Origin of the sequence: Streptomyces sp. NPDC059866 (assembly GCF_042731325.1) — a bacterium.
In the GTDB taxonomy this organism is placed as follows: domain Bacteria; phylum Actinomycetota; class Actinomycetes; order Streptomycetales; family Streptomycetaceae; genus Streptomyces; species Streptomyces flavusporus.
The window spans coordinates 1-25,004 of the sequence record NZ_JBHWJT010000041.1 but is presented as its reverse complement, the minus strand read 5'-3'; the positions used below and the strand labels follow the sequence as shown (position 1 = coordinate 25,004).

General features: G+C 71.9%; 21 protein-coding genes. 9 read left to right on the top strand and 12 right to left on the bottom strand.

All coding sequences use genetic code 11. The annotated features are described in order from the left end of the window. The first annotated feature begins 228 nt into the window (after positions 1–228). From fabG to ACFV7R_RS39705, 3 genes are all read left to right on the top strand, one after another. A complete protein-coding gene (fabG, locus tag ACFV7R_RS39715) occupies positions 229–990 on the top strand; it encodes a 3-oxoacyl-ACP reductase FabG (protein WP_385273328.1) in 762 nt (253 codons plus the stop codon). A gap of 202 nt (positions 991–1,192) precedes the next feature. Continuing rightward, a complete protein-coding gene (locus ACFV7R_RS39710; RefSeq protein WP_385273325.1) occupies positions 1,193–3,088 on the top strand; it encodes an AMP-dependent synthetase/ligase in 1,896 nt (631 codons plus the stop codon). 92 nt (positions 3,089–3,180) lie between these two features. Beyond that, positions 3,181–4,338 carry an acyl-CoA dehydrogenase family protein gene (locus ACFV7R_RS39705; protein WP_385273322.1) on the top strand — a complete coding sequence of 386 codons (1,158 nt, stop codon included), beginning with the start codon at positions 3,181–3,183 and terminating at the stop codon, positions 4,336–4,338. A 92-nt stretch (positions 4,339–4,430) separates the two neighbouring features. Here the strand turns inward: ACFV7R_RS39705 and ACFV7R_RS39700 are convergent, their stop codons facing one another. The 5 genes from ACFV7R_RS39700 to ACFV7R_RS39680 all read right to left on the bottom strand — a co-directional run bounded on the left by ACFV7R_RS39700 (position 4,431) and on the right by ACFV7R_RS39680 (position 10,448). Beyond that, positions 4,431–5,207, bottom strand: a complete 777-nt coding sequence (locus tag ACFV7R_RS39700) for an ABC transporter ATP-binding protein (protein ID WP_385273319.1) — start codon at positions 5,205–5,207, stop codon at positions 4,431–4,433. Continuing rightward, positions 5,204–5,977, bottom strand: a complete 774-nt coding sequence (locus ACFV7R_RS39695; RefSeq protein WP_385273316.1) for an ABC transporter ATP-binding protein — start codon at positions 5,975–5,977, stop codon at positions 5,204–5,206. The genes ACFV7R_RS39700 and ACFV7R_RS39695 overlap by 4 nt, the downstream gene beginning before the upstream one ends. Further along, positions 5,967–7,988 (bottom strand): ABC transporter permease, encoded by a 2,022-nt coding sequence (locus tag ACFV7R_RS39690; RefSeq protein ID WP_385273313.1) that lies wholly within the window; start codon positions 7,986–7,988, stop codon positions 5,967–5,969. The genes ACFV7R_RS39695 and ACFV7R_RS39690 overlap by 11 nt, the downstream gene beginning before the upstream one ends. A 26-nt stretch (positions 7,989–8,014) precedes the next feature. Then, positions 8,015–9,259, bottom strand: a complete 1,245-nt coding sequence (locus ACFV7R_RS39685; protein WP_385273310.1) for an ABC transporter substrate-binding protein — start codon at positions 9,257–9,259, stop codon at positions 8,015–8,017. Positions 9,260–9,782: 523 nt separating this feature from the next. Next, positions 9,783–10,448, bottom strand: coding sequence for a CBS domain-containing protein (locus ACFV7R_RS39680; protein WP_385273307.1), 666 nt, complete (start codon positions 10,446–10,448; stop codon positions 9,783–9,785). 432 nt (positions 10,449–10,880) lie between these two features. On the opposite strand from ACFV7R_RS39680, the gene ACFV7R_RS39675 reads away from it, so the two are divergent. Beyond that, positions 10,881–11,249, top strand: coding sequence for an HGxxPAAW family protein (locus ACFV7R_RS39675; RefSeq protein ID WP_385273304.1), 369 nt, complete (start codon positions 10,881–10,883; stop codon positions 11,247–11,249). 444 nt (positions 11,250–11,693) lie between these two features. Here ACFV7R_RS39675 and ACFV7R_RS39670 read toward each other — a convergent pair whose 3' ends face one another. From ACFV7R_RS39670 to ACFV7R_RS39660, 3 genes are all read right to left on the bottom strand, one after another. Beyond that, a complete protein-coding gene (locus ACFV7R_RS39670) occupies positions 11,694–12,818 on the bottom strand; it encodes an FAD-dependent oxidoreductase (RefSeq protein WP_385273301.1) in 1,125 nt (374 codons plus the stop codon). A gap of 178 nt (positions 12,819–12,996) precedes the next feature. Then, positions 12,997–14,070: an ABC transporter permease gene (locus tag ACFV7R_RS39665; RefSeq protein ID WP_385273299.1), complete on the bottom strand. Its 1,074-nt coding sequence runs from the start codon at positions 14,068–14,070 to the stop codon at positions 12,997–12,999. A gap of 365 nt (positions 14,071–14,435) precedes the next feature. Next, positions 14,436–15,548 carry an NAD(P)-dependent oxidoreductase gene (locus ACFV7R_RS39660; protein ID WP_385273296.1) on the bottom strand — a complete coding sequence of 371 codons (1,113 nt, stop codon included), beginning with the start codon at positions 15,546–15,548 and terminating at the stop codon, positions 14,436–14,438. A gap of 423 nt (positions 15,549–15,971) precedes the next feature. Here ACFV7R_RS39660 and ACFV7R_RS39655 point away from each other — a divergent pair, with 423 nt between their 5' ends. Next, complete coding sequence (locus ACFV7R_RS39655; protein ID WP_385273293.1) at positions 15,972–18,806, top strand: ATP-binding protein; 2,835 nt, start codon at positions 15,972–15,974, stop codon at positions 18,804–18,806. A 134-nt stretch (positions 18,807–18,940) separates the two neighbouring features. After that, positions 18,941–19,675 carry a hypothetical protein gene (locus ACFV7R_RS39650; RefSeq protein WP_385273290.1) on the top strand — a complete coding sequence of 245 codons (735 nt, stop codon included), beginning with the start codon at positions 18,941–18,943 and terminating at the stop codon, positions 19,673–19,675. A gap of 186 nt (positions 19,676–19,861) precedes the next feature. Here the strand turns inward: ACFV7R_RS39650 and ACFV7R_RS39645 are convergent, their stop codons facing one another. Next, positions 19,862–20,746, bottom strand: coding sequence for a hypothetical protein (locus tag ACFV7R_RS39645; protein ID WP_385273288.1), 885 nt, complete (start codon positions 20,744–20,746; stop codon positions 19,862–19,864). A gap of 17 nt (positions 20,747–20,763) precedes the next feature. Beyond that, a complete protein-coding gene (locus ACFV7R_RS39640; RefSeq protein ID WP_385273285.1) occupies positions 20,764–21,339 on the bottom strand; it encodes an NADH-quinone oxidoreductase subunit B in 576 nt (191 codons plus the stop codon). Between the two features lie 205 nt (positions 21,340–21,544). Between ACFV7R_RS39640 and ACFV7R_RS39635 the strand changes: the two genes are divergently transcribed. After that, positions 21,545–22,096 (top strand): hypothetical protein, encoded by a 552-nt coding sequence (locus ACFV7R_RS39635; RefSeq protein WP_385273282.1) that lies wholly within the window; start codon positions 21,545–21,547, stop codon positions 22,094–22,096. A 149-nt stretch (positions 22,097–22,245) separates the two neighbouring features. Here ACFV7R_RS39635 and ACFV7R_RS39630 read toward each other — a convergent pair whose 3' ends face one another. Next, positions 22,246–22,674, bottom strand: a complete 429-nt coding sequence (locus ACFV7R_RS39630) for an Lrp/AsnC family transcriptional regulator (protein ID WP_385273279.1) — start codon at positions 22,672–22,674, stop codon at positions 22,246–22,248. A gap of 70 nt (positions 22,675–22,744) precedes the next feature. On the opposite strand from ACFV7R_RS39630, the gene ACFV7R_RS39625 reads away from it, so the two are divergent. Further along, positions 22,745–23,383: a LysE family transporter gene (locus tag ACFV7R_RS39625; RefSeq protein WP_385273276.1), complete on the top strand. Its 639-nt coding sequence runs from the start codon at positions 22,745–22,747 to the stop codon at positions 23,381–23,383. A gap of 74 nt (positions 23,384–23,457) precedes the next feature. On the opposite strand, the gene ACFV7R_RS39620 is transcribed toward ACFV7R_RS39625, so the two are convergent. After that, complete coding sequence (locus ACFV7R_RS39620; RefSeq protein WP_385273273.1) at positions 23,458–23,991, bottom strand: hypothetical protein; 534 nt, start codon at positions 23,989–23,991, stop codon at positions 23,458–23,460. Between the two features lie 155 nt (positions 23,992–24,146). Between ACFV7R_RS39620 and ACFV7R_RS39615 the strand changes: the two genes are divergently transcribed. After that, a complete protein-coding gene (locus ACFV7R_RS39615; protein WP_385273270.1) occupies positions 24,147–24,998 on the top strand; it encodes a barstar family protein in 852 nt (283 codons plus the stop codon). The last annotated feature ends 6 nt before the right edge of the window (positions 24,999–25,004 follow it).

Here is a 25,004-nt window from a genome sequence, read left to right as displayed (position 1 = left end):
TCGCCCCGTGGCGCGCCGGGAAGCGCGCCCGGGCGGGCGGTGGACCAGTACTCCTACGGATGCGGCCGGACCGGACCGCGCCGTTGGATGACCCAAGCGTCGGCGGTGCCGCCCGGGTGACGGCGGTACCACCGGCACAGACGTGAATCTTAATTCACCTTACGCAATGAGTCCGGAGGGCCGGCGCGGCAGCGCCCCCCGTCCGGCCGCCGTTCCAGGAGGTTTCCCATGTCCCCATCTGCCGGTCGCGTCGCCGTGGTCACGGGCGCAGCCCGCGGAATCGGCGCGGCGACCGCCGTCCGACTCGCGTCCGACGGCATGGCCGTGGCCGTCCTGGACCTCGACGACAAGGCCTGCCTGCCGGTGGTCGAGGCCGTCGAGGCGGCCGGGGGCAGGGCGCTCGCCGTCGCCTGCGACGTCTCCGACGCCGACCGGGTCGCCTCGGCGGTCGCCCGGGTCGCCGCCGAACTCGGCCCGCCCACCGTGCTGGTGAACAACGCCGGAGTGCTCCGCGACAACCTGCTGTTCAAGATGTCCGACGACGACTGGGACACCGTCATGGACGTGCACCTGCGGGGCGCCTTCCTGATGACCCGGGCGGTCCAGGCGTATATGACGCAGGAGCACTGGGGGCGCATCGTGAACCTGTCCTCGATCTCCGCGCTCGGCAACCGCGGCCAGGTCAACTACTCGGCCGCCAAAGCCGGTCTGCAGGGCTTCACCAAGACCCTCGCCGTCGAACTCGGCAAGTTCGGGGTGACGGCCAACGCCGTCGGCCCCGGCTTCGTCGTCACCGAGATGACCCGGGCGACGGCCCAGCGGATGGGCGTCCCCTTCGAGACCCTCGAGCAGGAGATGGCCGAGCGGATACCGGTCCGCAGAGTGGGCGTGCCCGAGGACATCGCGCACGTCGTGTCCTTCCTCGTGAGCGAGCAGGCCGGTTATGTGTCGGGTCAGGTCGTCTACGTGTCGGGCGGCCCGCAGGCCTGAGCCCGGCCGTCGGGCCGCCGCGTCGGCCGCGCGCCCCGTGACGTTCCGGCCCCGGGGCGCGCGGCGCCCGGCCGGTGCCCCGGCCTTCCGCTTCCCCTCTCCAGCCATCCCTCGTGCCGCGGCGCACCCCGCCGCGGCACGGGCGCGTTCCGACGCCGCCGCCGCGGCGCCCCTGCCCGTTCCGACAGACCGGAGGTTCACCGTGACCGAGGAGCACACCCCGGACACCCGCCCGCCAACCCTCGCGCAGCTGTTCCTGTCCAGGGTGCGGGAGACGCCCGACGGCACCGCGTACCTGTTCCCCCTGCCGGACGCCGGGCCGCCGCGCTGGTCCTCGCTGACCTGGGCACAGGCCGGTGCCCGGACGCGGCGGATTTCCGCCGGTCTGATGTCGCTGGGGGTGCGCGCCGAGGACCGCGTCGCGATCGTCTCGGGCACCCGGGTGGAGTGGTTCCTCGCCGACATCGGCATCATGTGCGCCGGCGCCGCGACCACCACCGTCTATCCCACGACGGACGCGGACGAGATGGCGTACATCGTCGCCGACTCCGGCAGCCGCGTCGTCTTCGCCGAGGACGCCGGGCAGCTCGCCAAGCTGGCCGAGCAGCGCGACCGCCTGCACGACCTCGTCGCCGTCGTCGTCCTCGACGACCCGCCCGCGGACCGCGACCACGCCGGCGCCCTCGGCCGGGAGGTGCTGACCCTGGCCGAACTGGAGGAACGCGGCGAGAAGCACCTGCTCGGCGCCCTGGACTGCGTGGAGCGGGCGGTGGCGGCCATCGACCGCGAACACCTGGCCACCCTCATCTACACCTCCGGCACGACCGGCCGCCCCAAGGGCGTACGGCTCGTCCACGACTGCTGGGCCTTCCAGGCCGCCGTCTCCGCCGACTCGGGCCTGCTCACGACGGACGACCTCGACTACGTCTGGCTCCCGCTGGCGCACGCCTTCGGCAAGAGCCTGCTGTGCGCCCAGCTCGCCGTGGGCCACCCGCTGGCCGTGGACGGGCGGCTCGACCGCATCACCGACAACCTCCGCGTCCTGCGGCCCACAGTGATGGCCGCGGTGCCGAGGGTGTTCGAGAAGATCTACAGCGCCCTGGTGGCCGACGCCCGGTCCCGCGGCCGGCTCAGCGCGCGGGCCTTTCGGTGGGCCGCCTCGGTCGCCCGCGACTACGCGACGACGGCCCAGGCGCTCGGCGCCGCGTGCGGCGCCGGGATGGAGACCGGCCGGGCCCTGGTTCCGCTGCGCTTGCGCGCCCGGCACGCGATCGCCGACCGGCTCGTCCTCGCCCGGGTCCGGCAAGCCTTCGGCGGACGCCTGCGCGCCTGCACGTCCGGAGGCGCGCCGCTCGCCCCCGACATCAGCCAGTTCTTCAGCGGCGCGGGGGTGCCGATCCTCGAAGGCTACGGGCTCACGGAGAGCGCCGCGGGAACGTCGTTCGCCGCGCTGGAGTACCGCATCGGCACCGTCGGCGTCCCTCTCCCCGGCACCGAGGTACGCATCCTCGACAGCGGCGAGGTGCTCCTGAGGGGCCCGCACATCATGCGCGGCTACCACAACCTGCCCGAGCGGACCGCCGAGGTCCTCGAACCGGACGGCTGGTTCCACACCGGCGATCTCGGCGAGCTGACCGACGACGGCTATCTGCGCATCACCGGCCGCATCAAGGAACTCATCAAGACCTCGGGCGGCAAGTACGTGGCCCCCGTCGAGATCGAGAGCCGCTTCAAGGGCGCCTGCCCGTACGTCAGCAACATCGTGGTGGTCGGCGACAACCGCAACTTCTGCTCCGCCCTCATCACCCTCGACCCGCAGGCGGTCATGGGATGGGCCGAGCACCACGGGCTGGCCGGCCTGTCCTACGCCGAGGTGTGCACCGCCGCCGCCACCGAGCGGCTCATCGGCGGATACGTGGAGCAGGTCAACGCCGGGCTCCAGCGCTGGCAGACGATCAAGAAGTTCGCCGTGCTGCCCCGCGACTTCTCCCTGGAGCGCGGCGAGGTCACCCCCAGCCTGAAGGTACGGCGCAAGGAGATCGAGGCCTCCTTCGCCGATGTCATCGACGCGATGTACGAGGGCACCCGCGAGCGCTGACGGCCCGGTGCCTCGCGGCGCCGTGTCACCGGCCCGGCCGCCGGACGTCGGTCGACCCCGTGAGAAAACCCGTGAGAGAAGAGGAGATTCCCGTGCGCCGTTCGGTGTTCACCGACGATCACGAAGCGTTCCGGTCCGTCATGCGCGACTTCATGCAGCAGGAGGTGGCGCCCGTGTTCCCCGAGTGGACCAAGCAGGGCCACCCGCCCAGGGACTTCTACCGGCGTCTCGGCGAACTGGGCGTGCTCGGCATCCAGGTCCCCCAGGAGTACGGCGGAGCCGGCGAGACGAGCCTGAAGTACTCGATGGTCATCAGCGAGGAACTGACCAGAGCGGCCGTCAGCTTCGGCAACGCACCCCTGCACACCAACCTCATCCTGCCCTACCTGCTGGCCTACTGCACCGACGAGCAGAAGAAGCGCTGGCTGCCCGCCTTCGCCACCGGCGAGATGATGACGGCCATCGCCATGACCGAACCGGGCACTGGCTCGGACCTGGCGGGCATCACGACCACGGCCCGGCTCTCCGAGGACGGCACCCACTACGTCCTCAACGGCGCCAAGACGTTCATCACCGGCGGGGTCCTGGCCGACCTGGTGCTGGTCGTGTGCCGCACGTCGGCCGCGGGGGACGACGACCGCCGCGGCGGCCTGACCATCCTGTGCGTCGAGGCGAGCAGCGAGGGCTACGCCGTCGGACGCACGCTGGAGAAGATGGGGCTGAGGACCTCCGACACCGCGGAACTGTCCTTCACCGACGTCAGGGTTCCCGTCGAGAACCGGCTCGGCGAGGAGGGCAGGGCCTTCGCGTACCTGACGCACAACCTGCCGCAGGAGCGGCTGACCATCGCCATCGACTCCTACGCCCTGGCCGCCGGCGCCCTGCGCCAGGCCGTGGACTACGTCCAGGGCCGCACCGTGTTCGGCCGGCCCGTGGCGTCCTACCAGAACACCAAGTTCGTGCTCGCCGAGTGCGCCACGGAACTGGAGGCCATGCAGGTCATGGTGGATCGCGCGGTGGACCTGCACGACGCCCGCGAACTCGGCGCCGCCGACGCCGCCAAGGTGAAGCTCTTCTGCACCGAGACCGCGAGCCGGATCATCGACAAGTGCCTGCAGCTGCACGGCGGTTACGGCTTCATGAGGGAATACCCGATCGCCGACTACTACACGGACATACGGGTGTCGCGCATCTACGGGGGCACCAGCGAGGTCATGAAGATGATCGTCTCCAAGTCCCTCGGCCTGTAGGCGGTCCGGGCCCGGACGACAAGAGGACGACAAGAGGACTGGCGGAGCAGCTCGGCTGCTCCGCCAGTCCTCTTCGTGCCGGACGGCCCCGCTCAGGTCAGCGCGGTGCCTCCCAGGTAGGCGCTCGCCAGCAGGCCACGGTTGTCCCTCAGGTAACTCGCCTGCCCCTGCATCACCACCTCCCCGTGACTGAGGACGTATCCGCGGTCCGCCACCTCCAGCGCCAGGTGCACATGCTGCTCCACGAGCAGCACCGCCATCTCCCGCTCCACGGCGACCCGCCTCAACACCGACAGCAGCCGGTGCGCGACCTTGGGCGCCAGGCCCAGGCTCATCTCGTCCACCATGAGCAGCACCGGATCCGTGGCGAGGGCGCGGCACACGGCGAGCATCTGCTGCTCGCCTCCGGACAGCAGCCCGCAGGGTTGGTTCATCAGCCGGCGCAGCTCGGGGAAGTGCTCGTCGACCACGGCGACCACGCGCCGGCGGCCACCCGCACGGTTGGCCGCCTCTCGGCCGCGGGCGAGCCGGAGATGCTCGGCCACCGTCAGTCCGGGAAACAGCCCCCGGTCCTCCGGCACCAGGGCCACACCCCGGCGCGCCAGCCGGTGGGGGTGGCGTCCGGGCGCGCAGCCCAGGACGCGCACCTGGCCCCGGATCGGAGGGAGGAGTCCCGCGAGGGTCATGAGGGTGGTCGTCTTGCCCGCCCCGTTGGGGCCGAGCAGCGCCACGATCTCCCCGCGCCGCACCCGCAGGTCCAGGTTGCGGACCACCGGCAGCCCGGCGTGCCCCGCGGCCAGTCCGGACGTCTCGATCACGCCGGGGCCGGCCGCGGAGCATCCCCGGCCGGTCACGTTCGGGTCCGTCATGTCCGGTCCTCCGTCCCGGCGGTCGCGCCCAGATAGGCGGCCACCACTCTGTCGTCCCTGCGCATCTCCTCCGGTGTGCCGTGGGCGATGACCTTCCCGAACTCCAGCACGTAGATCTCGTCGCACACGTCCAGCACCAGCCCCATGTCGTGGTCGATCAGCAGCACGCCGGTCCCGTCGGCGGCGATGTCACGGATGCGGAGCCCGAGCGCCCTGCTCTCGTCGGTGTCGAGCCCGGCGGCCGGTTCGTCCATGAGGAGCACCGTCGGATCCGGGGCGAGCGCTCGGGCGACTCCCAGCAACTTGCGCTGACCCAGAGACAGTTCGTGCGGGTAGGCGTCGGCGGCGTCACGGATCCCGGCGCGTTCGAGGGCGACGCTCACCCTGCCGTCGAGCGCGGCGCGGCCGGGGCGCACCATGTCCAACAGCACCGAGGCGACGGTGAGCCGTGCGGCGGCGACCTGCACGTTCTCACGGGCCGTCAGGTCGGCGAACAGCTCCATCGACTGCCACGTGCGCGCCAGGCCCGCGCGGGCCCGGCGGTGCGCCGGCCAGCCGTCGGCCCGTGCGCCGGCCAGCAGCAGACGCCCGTCGCTCGGCGTGAAACCGGTGACGGCGTCGACGAAGCTGGTCTTTCCGGCTCCGTTGGGGCCGATCAGACCGACGACACGGCCGCGCGGAACCCGCAGGCTCACGTCGTCGACCGCCAGGACACCGCCGTAGCGGACGGTCAGGTTCTCGGTGGCGAGCACGACGTCCTCACCGGGCACGGGTTTCCTCCTGAGCGGATGGCACGGCCTGGTGCCGTACGGGGGTGGACGCGGGGCGGTCCGCGGACGGGCCGTTCCTGAAGCGCCGGTCGAGCCGGCGCGCGACGGCCGCCGTGTCCGCGGCGACCTTGGCGGCGATCCCGTCGGGGTTCAGCACGGCGGTCAGGACGAGGCCGACGCCGGAAACCAGCACGTAGTACTCGCCCAAGTCGACGCTGCGGTCGAAGAAGACGTACGCGAGGCCCGAGGGGGCCAGCAGGCCGGCCACCAGCGCGCCCGCGACGCTGGTGATGCCGCCCAGATAGGCGAAGGCGAGGAAGGACAGCCCGGCCAGCACGCTGAAGGAGTCGGCGGACAGCTGGCCCCGGCTGTAGCCGATCAGACAGCCGCCCATGCCCGCCAGGAACGACGCCAGCGCGAACGCCAGCAGCTTGGCGGACGCGACGTCGATCCCGGCCGCGGCGGCGGCACGCTCGTTGGACCGCACGGCGAGGAAGGCACGGCCGGTGGCGCTGCGGGCCAGGTTGCCGACCGCGACGGCGGCGAGCACCAGAGTCGTCAGCACCATCACGGCGAACGGCAGACGCACCAGCTCGGTGCCCTCACGGACCCCGAGATCGAACCCGAACAGTGAGGCGTCCGCGATCAGTTCACCGCCGGGAGCCGACAGGTGCGGATTGCGGAAGAGCAGGCGCTCGATGGTGACCGCGCCCGCCAGCGTGACCAGTGCCAGTTGCGCCCCGCGGATCCGCAGGGCCGGGACGCCCACCAGCACCCCGAGGAGCGCGGCCACGGCACCGGCGGCCAGCAGGGACAGCGGGAAGGGAAGGCCCCAAGCCGTGGAGAACTTGGCCAGCGCGAACCCGGCGGCACCGGCGAACGCGGCCTGGGCCAGGGAGATCTGACCGATCAGTCCGGTGAGCACCACCAGCGACAGGGCGACGATCGCCATGATCATCGAACTGACGACGCCGAACCGGTAACTGCCGCTGGTCGTCGCCACCAGGGCGAGGCCCAGCACCGTCCACACCAGGACGGACCCGGTGCGCATGCGGGGTACGCGGACCGGGGGAAGGGCGGCGCCGTCGGTGCCGCCCCGCCCGGGCAGGCGGCGGCCCAGCAGGAACAGGCTGACCACGATCACCACGAACGGCACGGCGTCCGCGGCGCCCGCACCCGCCCACGACGGCCACCACTCCTTCGTGCTCAGGAAGGTGATCCCGGACTGGAACGCGCCGAGCAGCAGACCGGCCGCGCAGGCGGTGCCGAGGGAGCGGAGCCGGGCGACGAGGGCGACGGCCAGGGCAGGAACGACGTAGAGCGTGTAGTTGACGGGGTTCAGTCCTGTGACCGGTGCCGCGAGAATCGTCACCACGCCCGTGACCGCGCCGACCAGGCCCCAGGTCACGGCCGCCAGCAGGTCCGGCGAGTAGCCGAATAGCGAGGCCGCGGTCTCGTTCTCGGACGCGGCGCGGGTCGCCAGGCCGGCCCGGGTGAACCGGAAGTACGCCCACAGGACGGCGGCGGCCAGCACGGCGATGGCCGCGAGGAACAGGCGGTCACGGGAGAAGGTGATGTCGCCCCACGTCACCGCCGTGTTGGGCAGGATCGGGGCCACGGTCCTCGGCTGGGAAGTGAAACGGAGCACCACGAGGGCCTGCGTCGCCAGCATGATGCCGATCGTGGCGACGACCTTGGCCAGCTGCGGTGCCGTGCGCAGCGGTCTGAAGACGAGGAAGTGGGCGGTGACACCGAGAGCCGTCGAGGTGAGCAGGCCCGCGGTGGCGGCGGTGGCGAGCCCGTCGTCGACGGGCACCGAGCCGACGGGCAGCACGAGCCGTCCCGACTTGCGGATCTCGTCGTAGACGTACACGCCCCACATGGCCATCGCGCCCTGCGCGAAGTTGAGGATGCCGGTGCCCTTGTGGACGGCGACCAGTCCGGTCGCCAGGGCGGCGTACGCCGTGCCGACGCCGAGGCCGACGACGAGCATGCTGAGGTAGGCGTTCATGGGTGAGGTCCCTGGCGCGGGCCGGGCTAGCGGGCGGAGCCGGCGCTGCTCGGGTCCACGCCGACGAATCCGTCCGAGACCAGCTTCACGCTGCCGTCGGGCTGGTTCTCGTACAGCAGGACGGAGTTGCCGCAGTTGCTCTGGCCGGGCCAGGCGCTGCCGTCGCAGTCGAGCGTCGGTCCCATGAAGGAGTCGAAGCGGACGGTCCTCTTGATGGCCGCGAGGGCGTCCTTGCCCTCCGCGCGCTCGGGGTCCTTCCCGAGGATGCGCGCGAGGTTGACGACGTCCGTGAAGCCGGCCTGCGCGAAGACGTTTTCGGCCTTGTCCTGGTGCCCGGCCTCCTTCATCGCGGAGACGTAAGTGTCGATCTCCTTCTGCTTCGCGGGCGGTGCGTCGTCCCGGGCGTCGACGCGCCACATGTCGGTGTAGGTCACCAGCCCCGCGGCGTTCTCGTTGCCGAGGGCCTCGGCGACCGCGCCGGAGCACGCGCCTCCGAAGACCTTTCCGGTGTAGCTGCCGGCGCGCAGCGCGCCCAGCAGGGCCACACACTGGTCGTCGGTGAAGATCGGGCCGCCCACCAGATCGGGCTTCCCGGCGGCGGCCGACGCCGCCAGCGAGCTCCAGTCGGGGTTGGCGATGTCGTAGTGGAGGGTCTTCTGGCGCATGCCCAGGCTCCGCGCCGTGGGCTCGAGCACCTTCTCGGTGATCGTCTTGCTCCACTTCACGTCGGGCATCAGGAAGGTAAAGGCCCCGACGTCCTGGCTCGCGAAGAACGTGAGGGGGGCGGCGAGTCCGGCGGGCGCGGCGGCGCCGAAGAACATGGCGTTCTTCTCCGTCTGCATCGCCGGCCCGTCCGGGCCGTGGCCCACGACGGGGATGCCCGCCGAGCCGAGGACCGGGAGCATCGCGTCGCCGCTCGGGTCTATGCCGCTGATCACGAAGGCGACCTTCTCCTCGGCCATCTTGTTGGCGCAGTCCACCGACTTCTCCGGAGAGCCGTCCACGTCGCAGCGGACCAGCTCCAGGGGTCGGCCCCCGACACCGTTCAGGTGCTTGTTGACGTACGCGACACCGGCTTCGGCGCCAAGGCGGGACTCGGGTATGGACACCGTGCTGCCCTCGAGGTTGACCCAGCCGACTCGGAGGGCCTTGCCGTCGGGACGGGAGCCGGTGTCCTCGGCGGCGCTCGAACCGGCCCCTTCGTCGGCGCATGCCGTCATCGTCAGGGCAAGGGCGGCCACGGCGGTGGCGGAAATCAGGGACCTGCGCACGGTCAACCTCCTGGGCGGGGATCGTCGTCGATCCGCGAGTGGGGTACGTCCGGCGCCCCGGAGGGGCTGTCGGACCCCGGACGGTGGCGTCCGGTCACGGAGGGCTGCGGCACGGCCGGTCATGAGATGCCGACCCGTGCCCCGGCGAACGACTTCGGACACGCCGCGTGGTCGCCGCTCCGGCTTCGACAGCGTGCGGGAAAGGCAGGCCGGGCCACAGGCGGGTTTCCCCTCGGGATAAGGGGGAGTGAATCGGTGGGTGTGTGCTGGGCCGGTTCGGGTGGGTGGTGATCAGTTCGAGCCAGGTGAGCCGGGGGAGGTCCGGCGGCGGCTCGGTGGTCGGCCGGAGCCGGAGCCGGAACCGGTGCTCAGAGGCTGACGGAACCGATGCGGCGGCCGGACAGTCGCACGTGGCTGTCAGGGCGGTCAGGCGGACCGATTGGCCCGTCGGTGCCGCGGTGCGCAGGTCGCGGTTCTGACCGGTGCCTGGTGCCGTGCCCGCGCCGTGGCACGGGGCGGCGCTTCAGGGAGTCAGGTGGGCCGCTTCGTCGGCGTCGGACTCGCGTACCGGTCTGAACTCCACGGCCACGACGCCGTCGACGTTCCGGCACAGCTCCTCCAGGACCGGGACCGCGAGCCGGGAGGAGAGCCGTCCGCTAAGGACGACGTGTCCGTGCGTCACGTCCACCTGGACCGCCGAGGGAGCCTGACCCAGTGCCTTGACCAGGACCTCCTCGACGATCTCCGTACGGATCGCCTGGTCCTTGCGCAGGAAGACCCGCAGCAGATCGCTCCGGCTCACCACGCCGACCAGCCGCTGCTCGTCGTCGAGCACCAGCAGCCGCTTGATGCCGTGCTGGGCCATCACCCGCGCGGCGTCGACGACACTCCAGTTCTCACGTGCGCAGATGGCGGGTGACGTCATCAGACCCGCCGCGTCGGTGGCCAGGGCTTTGGCCGGCCGCAGGCGAATGTTGCGTGCCGCCGCGTCGTCGTCCTGTCCGCCCCACATCTTGTGCAGCAGGTCCGCCTCCGAGACCACGCCCACCGGACGATCCTCGTCGTCCACCACGGGCACCGCGGTGATGTCGTACTCCTGCAGCAGATGGGCGATCTCCTTGAACGGCGTACCGCCCCGCACGCGCACGACGGCGTCACTCATCAGGTCGCGGACCTTCAGGTGGTTCATTCGGGCTGTTCCTCTCTCTGACCACCGTTGTCGAAGGAAGCGTCCAGCGGCGCCTCGGTGATGCCCCTGACTCCCACCTCCCACTGTGCCGGACCCACGGCCGACCTGAGGCGAGCGACCGACCCGCGAGACCCCGGCGCGTCACCACCGCCGTGGCTGCCCGGCCCTCCCGATGACAGGAGGGAAGCAGCAACTACTCATCGTCGGCGCCTTGGCGGCCGGAAGACTGGCCAGGCCGACGGCGAGGCCACGGATACGGCCGTACGGCGAGGGACCCGCAACCCCCCGGGCGTGTCCCCGCACCCCCACCCCGGTCTCGGGCGGGGGTGCCATCACTTCGAGCACCTCGAGCACCGATTACTCATGTGCCGCCCGAGCCCGCGTGGAACGGTCGTCGACGAGTACGCGAAACCAACCGGAGAACTGAGGAACATGAGTGCGCACGGCGATGTCGATATGGGTCACACCGTCGCGGGATGGACCGGCACGGCGATCGGGGTGCTGGGCAGTGCCGTCGTCGGCGTCGGTCTGTGCCTGGACTCGGCGGTCACCATGGCGGGGGGAGCGGGCATCGCCGTGCTCGCGGTGCTCACCACCTGGGTGCTGCACCTCACGGGCTGGGGCAAGCCCAGTGGGCCCCGCCCCCGCGCGGAGTGGGACTGGCGCGTCAAGGACACGATGACCCGGCACGGCGACTGTGTCGGATGCGCTCTGGCCGGGCGTCGACGCGCGGCTCGCAGGCCGGCCGCCGCCCCGAGGGCCACGGATTCCAGGGACGAGCCGGCTGTCGCCGAGACCTGACCCCGTCCGCCCGCACCCGGCTACTCCCCGGCACCACCCCGCACGGCGTCGTCCGCGTGCGGGGTGGCGTCCATTTCACGCCGGTCAGGCCCGTGCGGATGGTGCGATGGGTGGCGGTTCGGCGCCGGGTTGCGGGGCGGCCTGATGATCGCGGTGGCGGTAGCGGTGGTCGTTGGCGCGCGGTGGAACGCCTGCTGGGCCTGTGGCAGGTCGAGGACACCACCGCCGGGCTGGCCGGCGTCGGGGGCCGAGGAGCTCGTCAGCAGCGCCGTGAAGCATGTGCGGCGGCAGCCGACCGGCTCGTCCGCGACCGCCCGTCTTGCGGGGCTGTCGCGTCCGCGTCGTCCGAGGAATGCGTCGTCCGAGGCCGGGGCCGGTCCGGCGGACGCGGTACCGGCCCCGGCCACTGGGACGGGGACCGGGACCGGGACCGCAGGGAGCGGGTCAACGCAGTCGGCTCGGCGGCGGACACCAGGAGAGGACCGGATCCAGGGACCTCCGGAACGCGCCGGCCGGGGCCGCGCGCAGCAGCGCGTCGCGTACCGCGACCCCGGCCCGCGACGACTGCTGGGCCACCTTGCCGATCTGCCGGGACTGCCGTGCGACGCGCTGGGTGCGTGGCCGGCGCTGTGCGTCGTAGACCAGCAGCCCGTTCGCCGTGCCGGCGCAGTCCGCCAGCACCACGGCGTCCTCCAGCGCCTGGCAGGCGCCCTGACCCAGGTTGGGGGTCATGGCGTGTGCCGCGTCGCCGACGAGGGCGACCCGGCCGCTGACGTACGTCGGCAGGGGCGGAAGCTCGTGGATGTCGTGGTACAGAACGGCTTCCTCGGACGTCGCGTCCAGCAGTTCCGGGATCGGGTCGTGCCACCGCCCGAAGCGCCGCCGCAGCTCCTCCAGGCCTGGACGGGGGCTGTCCTCGGCGGCGGAGACGGTGGCGAAGCAGTAGACCCGCCCGCCGCGGAGGGAGGCGTACCCGAACCGCTCTCCGCGCCCCCAGGACTCGCCGCCGCCGGCGACGGCGACCGGGCTCGTGATCATGCGGCAGGTCGCGTATCCGGCGTAGCGGGGGGCCGGTGCGTTCGGCCACACGGCGCGGCGTACGACGCTGTGGATACCGTCCGCGCCGACGACCAGGTCGGCCGTGGACGACCCCGCGGAGTGGGTGATCCGTCCCTCCGGGGTGACGTAGGTGACCTCGACGCCCGTGCGGAGCGCCTCGGCGGGAAGCGCTGCGGCGAGCGTGGACACCAGGTCCGCCCGGTGGATCATGACGCCCGTGCCGTGGACGCTGTCCCGTGCCGACGGTTCCATGCTCGACAGCCGACGGCCGGAGCGGTCGCGGATCGCGGTCCCGGACGGGTCGAGTCCCCGTGCGCGTACGTGGTCGTCCAGGCCCAGTGCCGCCAGGGCGCGCATCGCGTTGGGCCACAGGGACAGTCCGGCTCCGACGTCGCCCAGGTGCGGAGCGCGTTCCAGGACCTCGACGCGCCATCCGCGCCGCAGCAGCGCGAGAGCGGTGGCGAGCCCGCCGATACCGCCCCCGACGACGGTTGCCTTGCGTTCGGTCATGGACTTCTCCTTGCGTGGTGCGTGGTGGCGGACCGCTGCGAGTGATGGGCGTACGGTCAGGGGTGATGGGGGATGTGCGAAGCAAGACGGGGCATCCGTGCCGGTCACCCGATGGGTCCCCGAGCGGGTGTGCCCGCGTCCGTCCGGGACGCGGGCACACAAGGCACGGTGACGGCGGTCAGTTGGCGTGGGCCGGGCGCTTGGCCCGTCCCGCCCTGGCCGCGGCCACGCAGAGCAGGGTGACTCCGAGGGCGGCCCACGTCAGCAGCACCGCCAGGGGACCGGTCGATCCCGCGCCGTCGAAGAAGCTCGTCGACCGCAGCAGCGAGGCACCGGAACCCGGGGGCAGCAACTGGCCCAGCGCTCCCCAGGGTTCGGGCAGCATCTCCGGTGCCGTCGACACGCCGGACAGCGGGTTGCCGAGCAGCAGCATGGTGAGAACACCGAGCCCGAGTCCCTGATGGCTGAGTGCCGCGCCCAGTCCGGCCATCGTGACGCTGATGGTGAACACGATCAGGCCGACCGCGGACGCCTCGGCGAGGTAGTCGCCGTCCAGCGCACCGATCCAGCCGTGGACGACGCCCGTGGTGCACAGGCCCGCCGCCACGGCGAACGCGGCGGCCGCCACCAGGCGGTCACGCAGCCCGGTGACCTTCAGCGCGATGAGGATTCCGCCGAGCATGCCGGTGAGGACCAGCGGCAGCAGCGAGGAGGCGAAGGCCGCGCCGCGGGGGTCCTGCTCGGGGGCGGCTCGGACGTCGTCGACGGTGACCGCTTTGCCGCTCTGCTTCTCGATCTCACCGGCCATCTGCGTGAAGGCGGCGGTCACCGCCGCGCTCGCCGCCGAGGAGACGAGCACCTTGGGGCCCGAGGGGTCGGCGACGATGGCGGCGTAGGCGTCACGGTCGAGGATGGCCTCGCGCGCCGCGGCCTCGTCCTTCAGCGTGGTCGTGTCGAACGCGCCCGGCCTGGCCTTCTCCAGGTGTTCCTCGACGGCCGCCACGGTCTGGCTCGGGCCGGCGAGGACGACCGGGACGTCATGGGGCGCCGTACGGGCGTTGGGCCAGGCGAAGGCGATGACGACGACGAGCTGGACGACCGCGAGGGCGGCGGCGAGGACGACGGCGAGCTTCAGGCCGAACGGGCCGTGCCCGTCTGGCGGTGTGGCGCTGCCGCTCGCGTTGCCGGCGGGAGTTCCGCCTTCCGGCGCGAGGGCGCCGTCGTCGGTCGAGAGGGGCGAAGAGGGGGACACGGTTTCTCCAGGGAGTAGGGCGGTCTCCGCTGAGCGGAGGGGTGGGAGTGAGAGGGGGCAGCGGGTGCCGCGAGGGCGGGCCGGGCGGTCGGAAAGGGGGGCGTCGGCCGCCGTCCGTGGCTCCGGGCCGGATGACTCCGGGCGCCAGGGCGGAATGCCGACGTCACACCACGCCCGGACCGATGACCGGCCCGCGACCGGCCATGCCCGTCGAGCAGCCGCGACCGGCTGAGCCGATCCGATGGGCGGTGCGCAGCACGCGCCCGCAGCACACGTCCGACAGCACGCACCCGCAGCACACGGGCCGCAGCACACGGGCCGAAGCACACGGCCACAGCACGCGGCCCGCGCGACGACCGCCGAGGTCAGTAGTTCTCGATCGAAGGCACCCACGCGGCCGGCGGCAGGGCGTGGACTCCGGGCGGGTGGGCATCGCCCTCGCCGTGCATCCAGCCGACGGCCGCGACCATCAACGCCGCCGTCAGGTCGAAGGAGTTGAGGCTGTCGCCGTCGCCGGCCGTGAGGTTGGCGAGATGGCCTCCGGCGACGAGGAGGATCTCGCCGCCGAAGGGCCGGTGGCTGGTGACATGGGGCAGCACCTCGGTGCCCGGGCCGAGCACGTCCAGCGCGATCTCGGCCGGGGAGTGGCCCGCGTTGAGCACGAAACAGCCGCCCGTCAGGAGCGGAAGCACGCTCTCGGAGACGACCCGCTCCCGGCCAGTGGCGGTGACCAGGATGTCCGCCCGGGCCGCCAGCGCGCTGAGCGTGCCGGTCTCGTATCCCTCGTACTCGGCGATCAGGCGCCGGTCGACGGACTCCTCCGCGACCAGCACGCGGGCCCCCAGGGAGGTGGCGGCACGTGCGAGGCCGGACCCGACCTCGCCGTAGCCGACGACCACCACCACGCTGCCGTGCAGGGTGAGGTTGGTGCGGCTCATGAAGGCGTGCCAGGTGCTGATGCCCACGGCGTACCGGTTGTGGACGTTGTTCTTGAGCGGGACGCGGTCCAGGTCGAAGACCGGATGGTCCAGCGCCACCCCGCGCAGGCGGGTGATGCCGGTGCGGGTCACCTCGATGCCGGCGACGAGACCGCCGTAGCCGCGCGCCACCGCCGCCGAGGTGATGTCGGCGCCCATCTCCAGGGTGTGGGTGGGGGCCCAGTCGAGGCAGGCCTCGGCCACCGGCACGCCGCCGTGGTCCGCTCCGAAGACGAGCATGCGGTGCGCGAGGTGCTCGGCGACGTCGGCGCCGGTGGTCGCCGGGTTCGCGGGCACGACCGCGACCTGTGCCCCGGCCGCGGCGAAGGCCTCCAGGAAGACCGCGGCCTTGACGTCGAGGTGGACCGATGCCGCGAGCCGCATGCCGTCCAGGGAGGGGAGCTGCGCGGCGGTGGCGGCGGTGAGCCACATCTGCCGACGGCTCCACGCGTGCCGTTGGGGCAGGGGGATGCTCTGCCATGCCGAGGGGGGTGTGGCCATCGGGTTGCTCCTGTGGGACCGCGGATCTGCCGACGGTGGCGAGCGCGTGACCCGGAAGACTCCGGGACCGCGCACCGCCGACCGACGCCTCCAACGTAGGAGCGGGGGAGCACCGGCCCATCAGCAACTGTTACTCAACCGCACGGCCGTCGGGCTTCCGTCCGGGCACGGGACGGTGCCATGGCGGGCCTCTTCCCGGCACGAGAGGCGGGGCCGGCAGGACCGGGCTGCCCCGACGGCCGGGCGGACCGGAGCGCCCGCGGGTCGGGCGCGGCGGCGAAGGAGGCAACCGTGGTGACGTACGGCGGTCCGGCCGTCCCCGCGCACGGGCCACATGGACGCCCACGAAGGCGTCGGGGTCAGGCACCCGCTGGGCGGGCCGCCGTCCCGGCCGTCGCCCACGGCACGGCCCATAATGGGCGCATGGCGGGTGTCCTGCTGGACAGGGACGAGGACGTGGCACTGCTGCGGCAGGGCGTGACCGACGCACTGGCGGGCGCACACAGTTTCCTCGCGATCTCGGCACCGGCGGGGATGGGCAAGACACGGCTGTTGAAGGAGGCCGGGACACTGGCCCGCGAGGCGGGACTGCGCGTGCTGTCGGCCAGGGGAGCGGAACTCGAACGCGAGTACCCCCTGGGGCTCGTACGACAGCTCTACGAGCCGCTGCTGCACTCCGGTGCCCCACCCGACCGGCAACGGTGGCTGGCCGACGCCGCCGCACCGGCCGGCGCCCTCCTCGGAGCGGCCGGGGACGACGACACCGCGGCCCTGGGCGAGTTCGCCGTACTGCACGGACTGTTCTGGCTCACCTCCAACCTCTGCCAGGACGGCCCGGTCGCCCTGATCGTGGACGACCTGCACTGGGGCGACGAGGCCTCCCTCCGCTTCCTGGCCTATCTGCTGCCACGCCTGGCCGACCTGAGACTCCTGCTCGTGACCGCACTGCGGCCCGACGGAGCCGGCACCGCCCAGCACCTGATCGACCTGCTGCTGTCCGACCAGGAGTGCACCCTGCTGCAACCCACGCCCCTGAGCGCACAGGCCACCGCCCGGGCCTTGACGGCCTGGTTCGGCCAGGAACCGGACGGGGCATTTGCTGGCGCCTGCCACGAGGCCACCGGCGGCAACCCGCTGCTGCTCGCCGAACTCTCCCGCGCGCTGATCGCCGAGGGACTGCCACCCGTGGCGGGCACCGTGCCGCACGTCGAGCATCTGGGCTCCCGGGCGCTGCAGCGCCGGGTGACCCGGGAACTCGGTCGCCTCCAGCCCGACGCCGTGCGCCTCGCTCAGGCCGTGGCCGTGCTCGGTCCCCGGGCACACCCGGCGCAGGCGGCGCGGCTCGCCGGCCTCGACCCGGCGCTCCTCGGCGGACACTTGGCCGACCTGCACACAGCGCACCTGCTGTCCCCGCCGCCGCCCACCGAGCCCGCCGCGCACCTGGACTTCGTGCACCCCCTCGTCCGCGCCACCGTCTACCGCACGACACCGCCCGCACACCGCGCCGACCTCCACGCGCGGGCGGCCGCCCTGCTCACCGAGGCCGGGGCCCGGCCCGAACAGGCCGCCGAGCACCTGCTGCACGTCCCTCCCGCACACGACGCGGACACCGTCACCACCCTGCGCAGCGCGGCCCAGCACGCGCTCGGCGCCGGCGCCGCCGAAGCCGCCCTCACCTACCTGCGCCGCGCCCTGGCGGAGCCCCCGCCGCCGCACGAGCGCATCACCGTGCTGACCGAGGCGGGCACGGCCGCGTTCCTCACCGACCTGCCCACCGCCAAGCGCTACCTGGACGAAGCCGCGGAACTCGCCGAGGATCCCGAAACGCGCGGGCGGCTGGCCACCATCCGCGAGCTCGTCTACCTGGTCGGCATGCACGACCCCGACCACACCGTCGCGGGCGTCGGCGAGATCCTGGACCGCCTGCCCGCCGAGGACGACGACCTGCGCAGGACCCTGGAGGCGATCCTGCTGGCCGTGCCCCTGGTGGCACCGGGCTGGACGAAGCTGCTGGACCGGCTGCCCCGGCTGCGGGCCCTGCCCCTGACCACGAGCATGGGATCCGCGGCGCTCGACGGCCTGATCGGACTGTGCGACTGCTATGCCGGTGATCCGGGCTGCCTGGAACGCTCCCGCCGTGTCGTCGCCGACCCCCGGGTACGGCAGGCGACGGCCGCAGGCGCCTTCCTGTTCATGAACGCGTGCTTCCCGTTGATCGTGCACGATCCGGACGAGGGGCTGGCCGTATGCGAGGCGCTCATCGCGGACGCACGCGTTACGGGCTCGCTGCTGTCGTTGTGCGCGCTCAGGGGATTCCGGGGCATGGCGTGGCTGCAACGCGGAGACCTCGCCGAGGCCGCCGACGACCTGAGCGACGCCGTGCACCTGGCCACCACGACACACACTCGGGTCCAGCGGGACGCCCTGACCGCGTGGCTCGTCGAGACCCTGCTCGAACAGGGGCGCGCCGCTCAGGCCGAGTCCGTCCTGGAACAGGCGGTGGCGGGCACCGCCCGCAGCGAGAAGCAGGCCTACGGCTTCCTGCTCCACGCCCAGGCGTTGGTCCTCCGGGCCGCCGGACAGGACGAGGCGGCGCTCACCGCCGCGCTCGCCGCCGGAGCGGACTTCCGCGACAGCGGCGGCGACAATCCGGCGATCCTGCCGTGGCGCTCCCTGGCCGCCTCCTGCCTGCACTGCCTCGGACGTACCGCGGAGGGCCTCGACCTCGCGGAGCAGGAGCTCGCCCAGGCACGCCGATGGGCCGCACCGGGCGCCGAGGGCCGGGCCCTGCGCACGGTCGGTCTCCTCACCCCGGGCAGCGACGGAATCGCCCTGCTGCGACAGGCGGAACAGGTGCTGAGCCCGTCCTCCGCGCGCCTGGAGCACGCCAAGACGCTGGTGGCCCTCGGGGCGGCCGTCCGCCGGTCCAACCAGCGCGCACAGGCCCGAACGCTGCTCACCGAGGCGATGGAACTGGCGCACCGGTGCGGTGCCCGGCTCCTTGTCGAACACGCCCGGACAGAACTGCGCACCGCCGGCGCCCGCCCCCGTACGCCCCGGCAGACCGGCCCCGAGGCGCTGACACCCAGCGAGGCGCGGGTCGCCCGGCTGGCGGCCGAGGGACTGACCAACCGGCAGATCGCCCAGCGGCTGTTCGTGACGACGAAAACGGTTGAAGTGCACCTGTCCGCCGTCTACCGCAAGCTGGGAGTCAGCCACCGGAGCCAGTTGGCCGCCGCCGGACTCCCGGCCGCGTGACGACCCCGAGCCCGCCCGTGTGCCGCCTCTCGTGGCGTTGAGTAGCGCTTGCTCTCGTGAGCCGGCTGCCGTGTCGGAGACGCTGGCGACGCATTCTGCGGAAGTACTACGGGAAAATGGCGAAAAGAGTTGTCATGACTGAGATGCGCGGCCGGTTCAGCAGGCGTGGGCGCCGCGGGCGCCGCCTGATCGCAGGCGTCGTGGGTGCCGGGCTGGTGACACTGCTGGTGCCGGCCCTGACCCACGCGGCCGGTCCGGACGGGCCCGGCGCCTCTGACCGGGACACCGGGCAGCGGAAAGAGGGGCGGGGCTGGGTGGAGGAGTCGTTCTTCGCCGAAGTCCCCAAGGACGGCGTCTTCGAGACGCATCGCGGAGACCTGCCGCTGGCGGTCTTCCCCGAGGGGATCGCGAAGTTCACCGAGCCCCGCCTGCAGAAGGCCTTCGCGCTGGGCGGGAAGCTGCGTGACAAGAACGGCGAGGTCGTCGGATTCTCGACCGAGATCGAGGAGGTGCTCCCGGAGACCGACTTCGAGAGCGGGAAACTCCTCACGCACACCGTGTGGACGCTGTTCTTCCCCGGCCGCGGCACCATCGTCCTCGACCAGATCGAGAACTCCTCCGAGGTCGCCACCAAGGTCTTCAAGCCCGCCCTCGAGAGCGGCGAGCCGTGGACCGGCACGCTCAACGCGGTGACCACGGCAGGGCCGAGGGCGGACGGCAAGGGCGTCATCCTCGGCGGCACGGGAGAGTTCGCGGGCATCCGTGGAAGCGGCATCGAGATCGCGAACCTGCGGCGTTTCGATCCGGCGACGGGCTCGCTCGAAGGCACCTTCGAACTCCGGTTCCGCTACCAGCGTCCGGGCCACTGACGACTCGCCCGGACCGCTGATCATCCGCCCCGCCCGTGCCGACACACGGGCACCTTCCAGGTGCACCCCGTGGCCGACGGCCCGGCCGTGTTGCGGCAAGTCGAAGCGGGGCGGGCCAGTGGCGAACACGCCGTCGATCCATGGCGCGAGGCGTAGCGACCCGAAGCGGCGAAGGTGGGCGGCGGCTCACTGGACGCGGGTGACGTCCATGAAGGTCATCGGGCGGTCGGCGGTGGTGTTGAGGGCGCCCTCGTTCGCCCCCCACCAGTAGCCGTTGGGTCGGCCGGTGGTGTCGTCGGCACGGATGAAGACCGTGCCTTCCCCGGCGCCGCTCCACTCCTTGACGTACGTCCCACCGGGGGCGCCCTCCACGCGGCTGTCCTCGTGGAGCCAGTGAAGAGAAGTGGACGACGTGGTGGCCACGCCGGGCGGGTTGCCGGTGCTGTCCATGACCCGGACCGCGTACACGGAGGAGTTGGTGTCCGTGTTGCGGCGGTCGGCGACGAGGCGAGGGGGCGCGCTGACGACCATGACGTGGCCGCTCGCGCCGCCCTGGACCCCGTTGTGGTACTTGACCGCGATGATGCTGCCGATGTGCAGGTCGGTGACCCGTCCCTGGCCGGTGGGCTGGAAGCGGGGCGAGAGAGACGGGGAGTCGGCGAGGAAGGTCTCGTAGTACGTCTCGGCCGTGGGGCCGGCCGAGCCGAAACTGCGGGTGAAGCAGCTGTCCGTCGCCCAGGTGTAGGCGTGCTTGAGTGAGGCGGTGAGGAACGCGGCGCACTTCGCCTCGACCTGGTAGCTCCTGGGGTCGCCAGCCGTTCCCCAGGTGACCGTTCCGGTCGCGCTGTCGGGATGTCCGGCCGCGCCGGGATAGAAGTTGTCCGCGTCCTCGGCCGGCCATCCGATCGCGTTGAGCTGATCGATGATCTCGTGCTCCGCGGCGACCAGCGCGGCGCTGTCATCGACGAGGACGGCCGGGTTCTCGGCCGAGGCGATCGACGTGGTGGAGACGGCCGGCATGGCGCCGATACTCGCGACGGCGAGAACGGCGGTACGGAGGCGATGACGCATCGTGCTCTCTTTTCTCACTACTTGGATGGTTGCACGCCCTCACTCGGACCTTCCGGATCCAGCGCGGAGAGCGGGCGCGCCCGGAGGGCTTCTTCCTCCGCGATGCGTGCGGCCCGCGCACGATGCACGCCGAGGCGTTGCCCCCGCACCTGCTCGTGCAGTTTGACGACGGCGTCGATGAGCATCTCGGGGCGCGGTGGGCAGCCCGGGAGGTAGATGTCGACGGGGACGATGTGGTCGACACCCTGGACGACGGCGTAGTTGTTGAACATGCCTCCCGACGACGCGCACACGCCCATCGAGATGACCCATTTGGGATCGGGCATCTGGTCATGGACGCGACGCAGTACCGGCGCCATCTTCTGGCTGACCCGACCGGAGACAATCATGAGATCGGCCTGTCGTGGACCTCGCCAGTACTCCATTCCCCACCGGGCGAGATCGTGGGTGGCTCCACCTGTCGCCATGACCTCCATGGCGCAGCAGGCCAGCCCGAAAACGGCCGGGAACATCGACGATTTCCGGGCCCAGCCCGCCATGAGTTCGACTGTGGTGAGCGCGTAACCACTGGGAAGACTTTCCTCGATGCCCAACTCGCGTCCCTCCGTAGGCACGGTGTGCGACAGGAACGTAGCCAGTCGGTTCCGTCCTGGACGCAAGGTCCGCGTGGGCTCAGCCGCTTTTGAGTAACGCCTACTCCGACTTGAGTACCGATTACTGCCACAGGGCCTCCCCCTTCCGCGTTCAATCAGCAGGCACGTCGATCACGGATGATCAGACCGAAGCTGAGGAGACACGTTGAGACATCTGAAACGCACGGCGGTCGCCATCGCGGGTTGCGCGGTATGGGGCGTCGGCCTCTCCGCACCGCAGGCGCAGGCGGCGTCCGCCGAGCATTCCGGCGCGGTGAACAGCGTCGAGGCCGGATACGTACTGGCTTGCCAGGGACAGGCGGGAGAGCGGTTCGTCGGCGTCGAGCTGTACGCCAATTCCGCTCACGGCAATGTCGTCTCGGTGTCCGTCGAGGGACCGGACGGGCAGTACGGAGGCGGCACGAACCCTCCGGCGCTGTTCGACGACGGGACGGTCTCCGCTGAGCTGCCGATCGAGCGGCTCGACGGAGAGGGCGGCGCCGCCGGCACGGCCGTGATCGTCGGCAGTTACGCCCCCGTGGGCGAGCCGACCCGCGTCCATGAGCTGTACCGGGAACCGGGCTGGAACGTCATCGCGACCGGGGTGAACCAGCGACTCGACTCGGAGGTCAGCGTCACACTGCTCGGTGAGACGGTGCCACTGATCTGCGGGGACGCGTTCGCCTACGACCTGAGGGTGACGAGAACTCCCGCCTGACCCGGTCCTCGTCAGGTCCTGCCTCGGTCCGGCACCAGGGCGGCGGCCCGCCGGGCGTCAGCAGCGCTCGGCGGATTGCGCGTCGTGCCGGGCCGGGGCGGGGCGAGGAGTGCTCGGGGCCGTCGGCTCGTCGGCTTTTCCACGGCTCCCTAGCGGGCCGTGCGGAGCGCGATGCGGGTGCTGGACTGGGCCACGCCCGCCTCGCGTTTGAGGCGGCGGAGAAGGGTGTCCAGTGCGGCGGGGTCGGCGGCGTGGGCGCGGACGAGGTAGTCGTGGGCGCCGGTGACGTGGACGACCTCGGTGATGCCGGGGAAGCGGCGCACCGCGTCTTCGAACTCCTCGTTCGTCGTGTCCAGGCGCAACGTGATGTCGATGAAGACGACGAGGCCCTGACGGGCTCCTGCCGCCGCCGGGTCGATCAAGGTCGTGAAGCCGCGGATGACGCCCTCGCGGCGCATCCGCCGCACCCGGTCGGCCGCCGCGTTGGCGCTCAGCCCGACTCGCACACCGAGATCGCGGTACGAGATCCGCGCATCCTCCTGCAGCACGCCGAGGATTTCACTGTCGAGGTCGTCCATGCTGCGATTGTCGCAGTGCGGACCGGAATCCGGCCGCACGAGTCGCGGGAAGGACCCGATCGTATGCGCCATGAACGAGATGTGGACGATTGCGGTCGCCGGTGCGGTTGCCGGCCTGGGTGTGGCGATGCCGCTGGGTGCGATGGGGGTCCTGCTGGTCCAGGAGGCGATGCGCGAGCGTCGTCGCGCCGTCGCCGCAGCCGCCGCGGTCGCGGTCGTCGACCTGGCCTACGCGGCGGTGGCGACGGCGTTCGGTCCGCTGGTCGCGTCCGTGCTGTCGGGCGTGGAGGCCTGGGTGCGGCTGGTCGCGGCGGCCGTGCTGATGGTGATCGCGCTTCGGGGGCTGTGGGCTTCGACCCGGCCGGTCGACACCGGCGCGACCACGGTGGTGGGGACGTCGCCCGAGCCCGGCGGCGGGGCCGTGCGGACCTTCACCCGGTTCGCGGCGCTGACCCTCGTGAACCCCACCACCGCGCTGTACTTCGCGGCCCTCACCACCGCCCAAGGTGCCGCCCTCAGCGGGGGTGCGGCGGGGGTGGTCTTCGTGGCGGGGGTGTTCGTCGCGTCGCTCGTATGGCAGCAGGCGCTCGTCGCCGTGAGCGGACTCGCGGGTTCGCGCATCGGCGAGCGGGCGCGGGTCTGGACGTTCCGCGTGGGGTACGGCCTGGTGGCGGTGTACGCCGTGAAGGTCGCCCTCCCGCTCCCGTGACCCGCATGACCCGGCCGCAACACTGACGACCCGCGTCCGGTGACGACGTCGAGCCATGGAGCCGACAGGGAGAGTCACTCCTCGTCGATGTGCCGGAGAGCGGCGTCGCCGGGAATCCAGGGGAATCTCACTCCCGGGAACTTCGCCGGCCAGAGGCCGTGCGGATCGAAGGCGAAGACCGCGTCGATGAAGGGCTGGGGAGGTAGGTAGCCGTGGTCAGCGACGTAGTGGCCGATGAGGTGCGGCGCCGCGAAGGCGGTGCCGTGGGGGCCGGGGACGCGTATTTCGCCGCTCCCGGCGCTCGTACGCAGGTTCCCGGCCCGGGGGACGTACCAGGGGTGTGAGTCCGGCAGGGGTGCAGGGCACAGGTCGCACTCGTGCAGGCCCAGTGTGGCGTTCACCTGCTGGGCGTCGACGATGGCCAGGAGCCTGCCGATGAAACCCTCGGGAGCGGGGCCGCTCGTCCAGGGGCGGCCGCTTTCCAGCCAGCCGATGTTGAGTCGTTCGTAGTCCGGCTGGAAGCTGACGAAGCGCATTCCGTCGGTGAGATCGCTGAATGCATCACCTTCGTCCCCGTAGGCATAAGGGCTGAGATCTTCGTAGAACATGCGGCCATCATTGCGCCGTCGCGTCGTGGGCGGCCGTGCTCGTCCTGCTCACGCGACGCTTAGGGGACTGCCGGCCGTCGCGGATGGCCGAATGGTCGGCGGAGGGCCCGGCGGCGCGGGGCGCCAGTACGATCAGCGCTCTCATGGGGAGAGCGATGCGCATATCAGGGCCGGGCGGCGAAGGGCACAAGTACGCTCTGGCCTCCGACGAGGACGACGCGGATTTCTGGGGCTTCGCTCACGAGGCCGAGGGGTTGTTCACGCCGCTGCCCGAGGAGGAGGGAGCACGCCGAGTGCACCTGGCGGGTTGCCTCCCGCGCGGTGGCCTGCTGAAGAGCCTCGACCACATCGGCACCCGTCGCGCCATGGCAGGGAACGCCTGGCTCCACGTCCTCGACACCGCCGGTGCCACGATGGGCTCCTACTTCGTCAACGACCTCGTCGTCATCGACGTCCAGCCCTCCGCTCACGGCCCCGGCCGCGTCGACCTCACGACGACGCTGTGGTGCGAGAACGCCCTGCCCGGATCGGACGAAGTGTGGGACCTGCTTCGCACGGGACGGCTGAACCGCACCGGCCTGTGGCACGGCGTCACCCCCGAGGACCGAAAGGCGTGGCTGTCGGTGGCGCTGTGGTCCCGGGAGTACCACCGCCAGGGGAAGTCCGACGCGCCTGCAGGTCAGGAGTTCACGGTGGACGGCCGGCATGTGGTCGACATCGACAGCTTCTACTGCGCGATCGGTGAAGCCGTCAACGGGCCCGGCGGATACTTCGGCTGGAACCTTGACGCTCTGGACGACTGCCTGCGGGGCGGCTGGGGCGCCGCCACTCCGTTCACCCTGCGCTGGGAATCCTCGACCGAGGCCAGAGCAGGTCTGGTGAAACGCGTGCCCACCCGTGGTGGCGAAGCAGCGCAGTTACTGATCTCTTCGGGTTGTTGTCGGGTGACGTGTGCTGATCCCTGCGGTATCCCGGTGGTATGCGGTACGCGCAGGGTGGCGGACTGACCGCAG

Coding starts and splice junctions, on each gene's coding strand:
- ACFV7R_RS39625 (WP_385273276.1), top strand. CDS start 22,745: ATGAACGAGATGTGGACGATTGCGGTCGCCGGTGCGGTTGCCGGCCTG.
- ACFV7R_RS39615 (WP_385273270.1), top strand. CDS start 24,147: ATGCGCATATCAGGGCCGGGCGGCGAAGGGCACAAGTACGCTCTGGCC.
- ACFV7R_RS39645 (WP_385273288.1), bottom strand. CDS start 20,746: ATGCGTCATCGCCTCCGTACCGCCGTTCTCGCCGTCGCGAGTATCGGC.
- ACFV7R_RS39700 (WP_385273319.1), bottom strand. CDS start 5,207: ATGACGGACCCGAACGTGACCGGCCGGGGATGCTCCGCGGCCGGCCCC.
- ACFV7R_RS39690 (WP_385273313.1), bottom strand. CDS start 7,988: ATGAACGCCTACCTCAGCATGCTCGTCGTCGGCCTCGGCGTCGGCACG.
- ACFV7R_RS39660 (WP_385273296.1), bottom strand. CDS start 15,548: ATGGCCACACCCCCCTCGGCATGGCAGAGCATCCCCCTGCCCCAACGG.
- ACFV7R_RS39620 (WP_385273273.1), bottom strand. CDS start 23,991: ATGTTCTACGAAGATCTCAGCCCTTATGCCTACGGGGACGAAGGTGAT.
- ACFV7R_RS39680 (WP_385273307.1), bottom strand. CDS start 10,448: ATGAACCACCTGAAGGTCCGCGACCTGATGAGTGACGCCGTCGTGCGC.
- ACFV7R_RS39630 (WP_385273279.1), bottom strand. CDS start 22,674: ATGGACGACCTCGACAGTGAAATCCTCGGCGTGCTGCAGGAGGATGCG.
- ACFV7R_RS39670 (WP_385273301.1), bottom strand. CDS start 12,818: ATGACCGAACGCAAGGCAACCGTCGTCGGGGGCGGTATCGGCGGGCTC.
- ACFV7R_RS39655 (WP_385273293.1), top strand. CDS start 15,972: ATGGCGGGTGTCCTGCTGGACAGGGACGAGGACGTGGCACTGCTGCGG.
- fabG (WP_385273328.1), top strand. CDS start 229: ATGTCCCCATCTGCCGGTCGCGTCGCCGTGGTCACGGGCGCAGCCCGC.
- ACFV7R_RS39650 (WP_385273290.1), top strand. CDS start 18,941: ATGACTGAGATGCGCGGCCGGTTCAGCAGGCGTGGGCGCCGCGGGCGC.
- ACFV7R_RS39675 (WP_385273304.1), top strand. CDS start 10,881: ATGAGTGCGCACGGCGATGTCGATATGGGTCACACCGTCGCGGGATGG.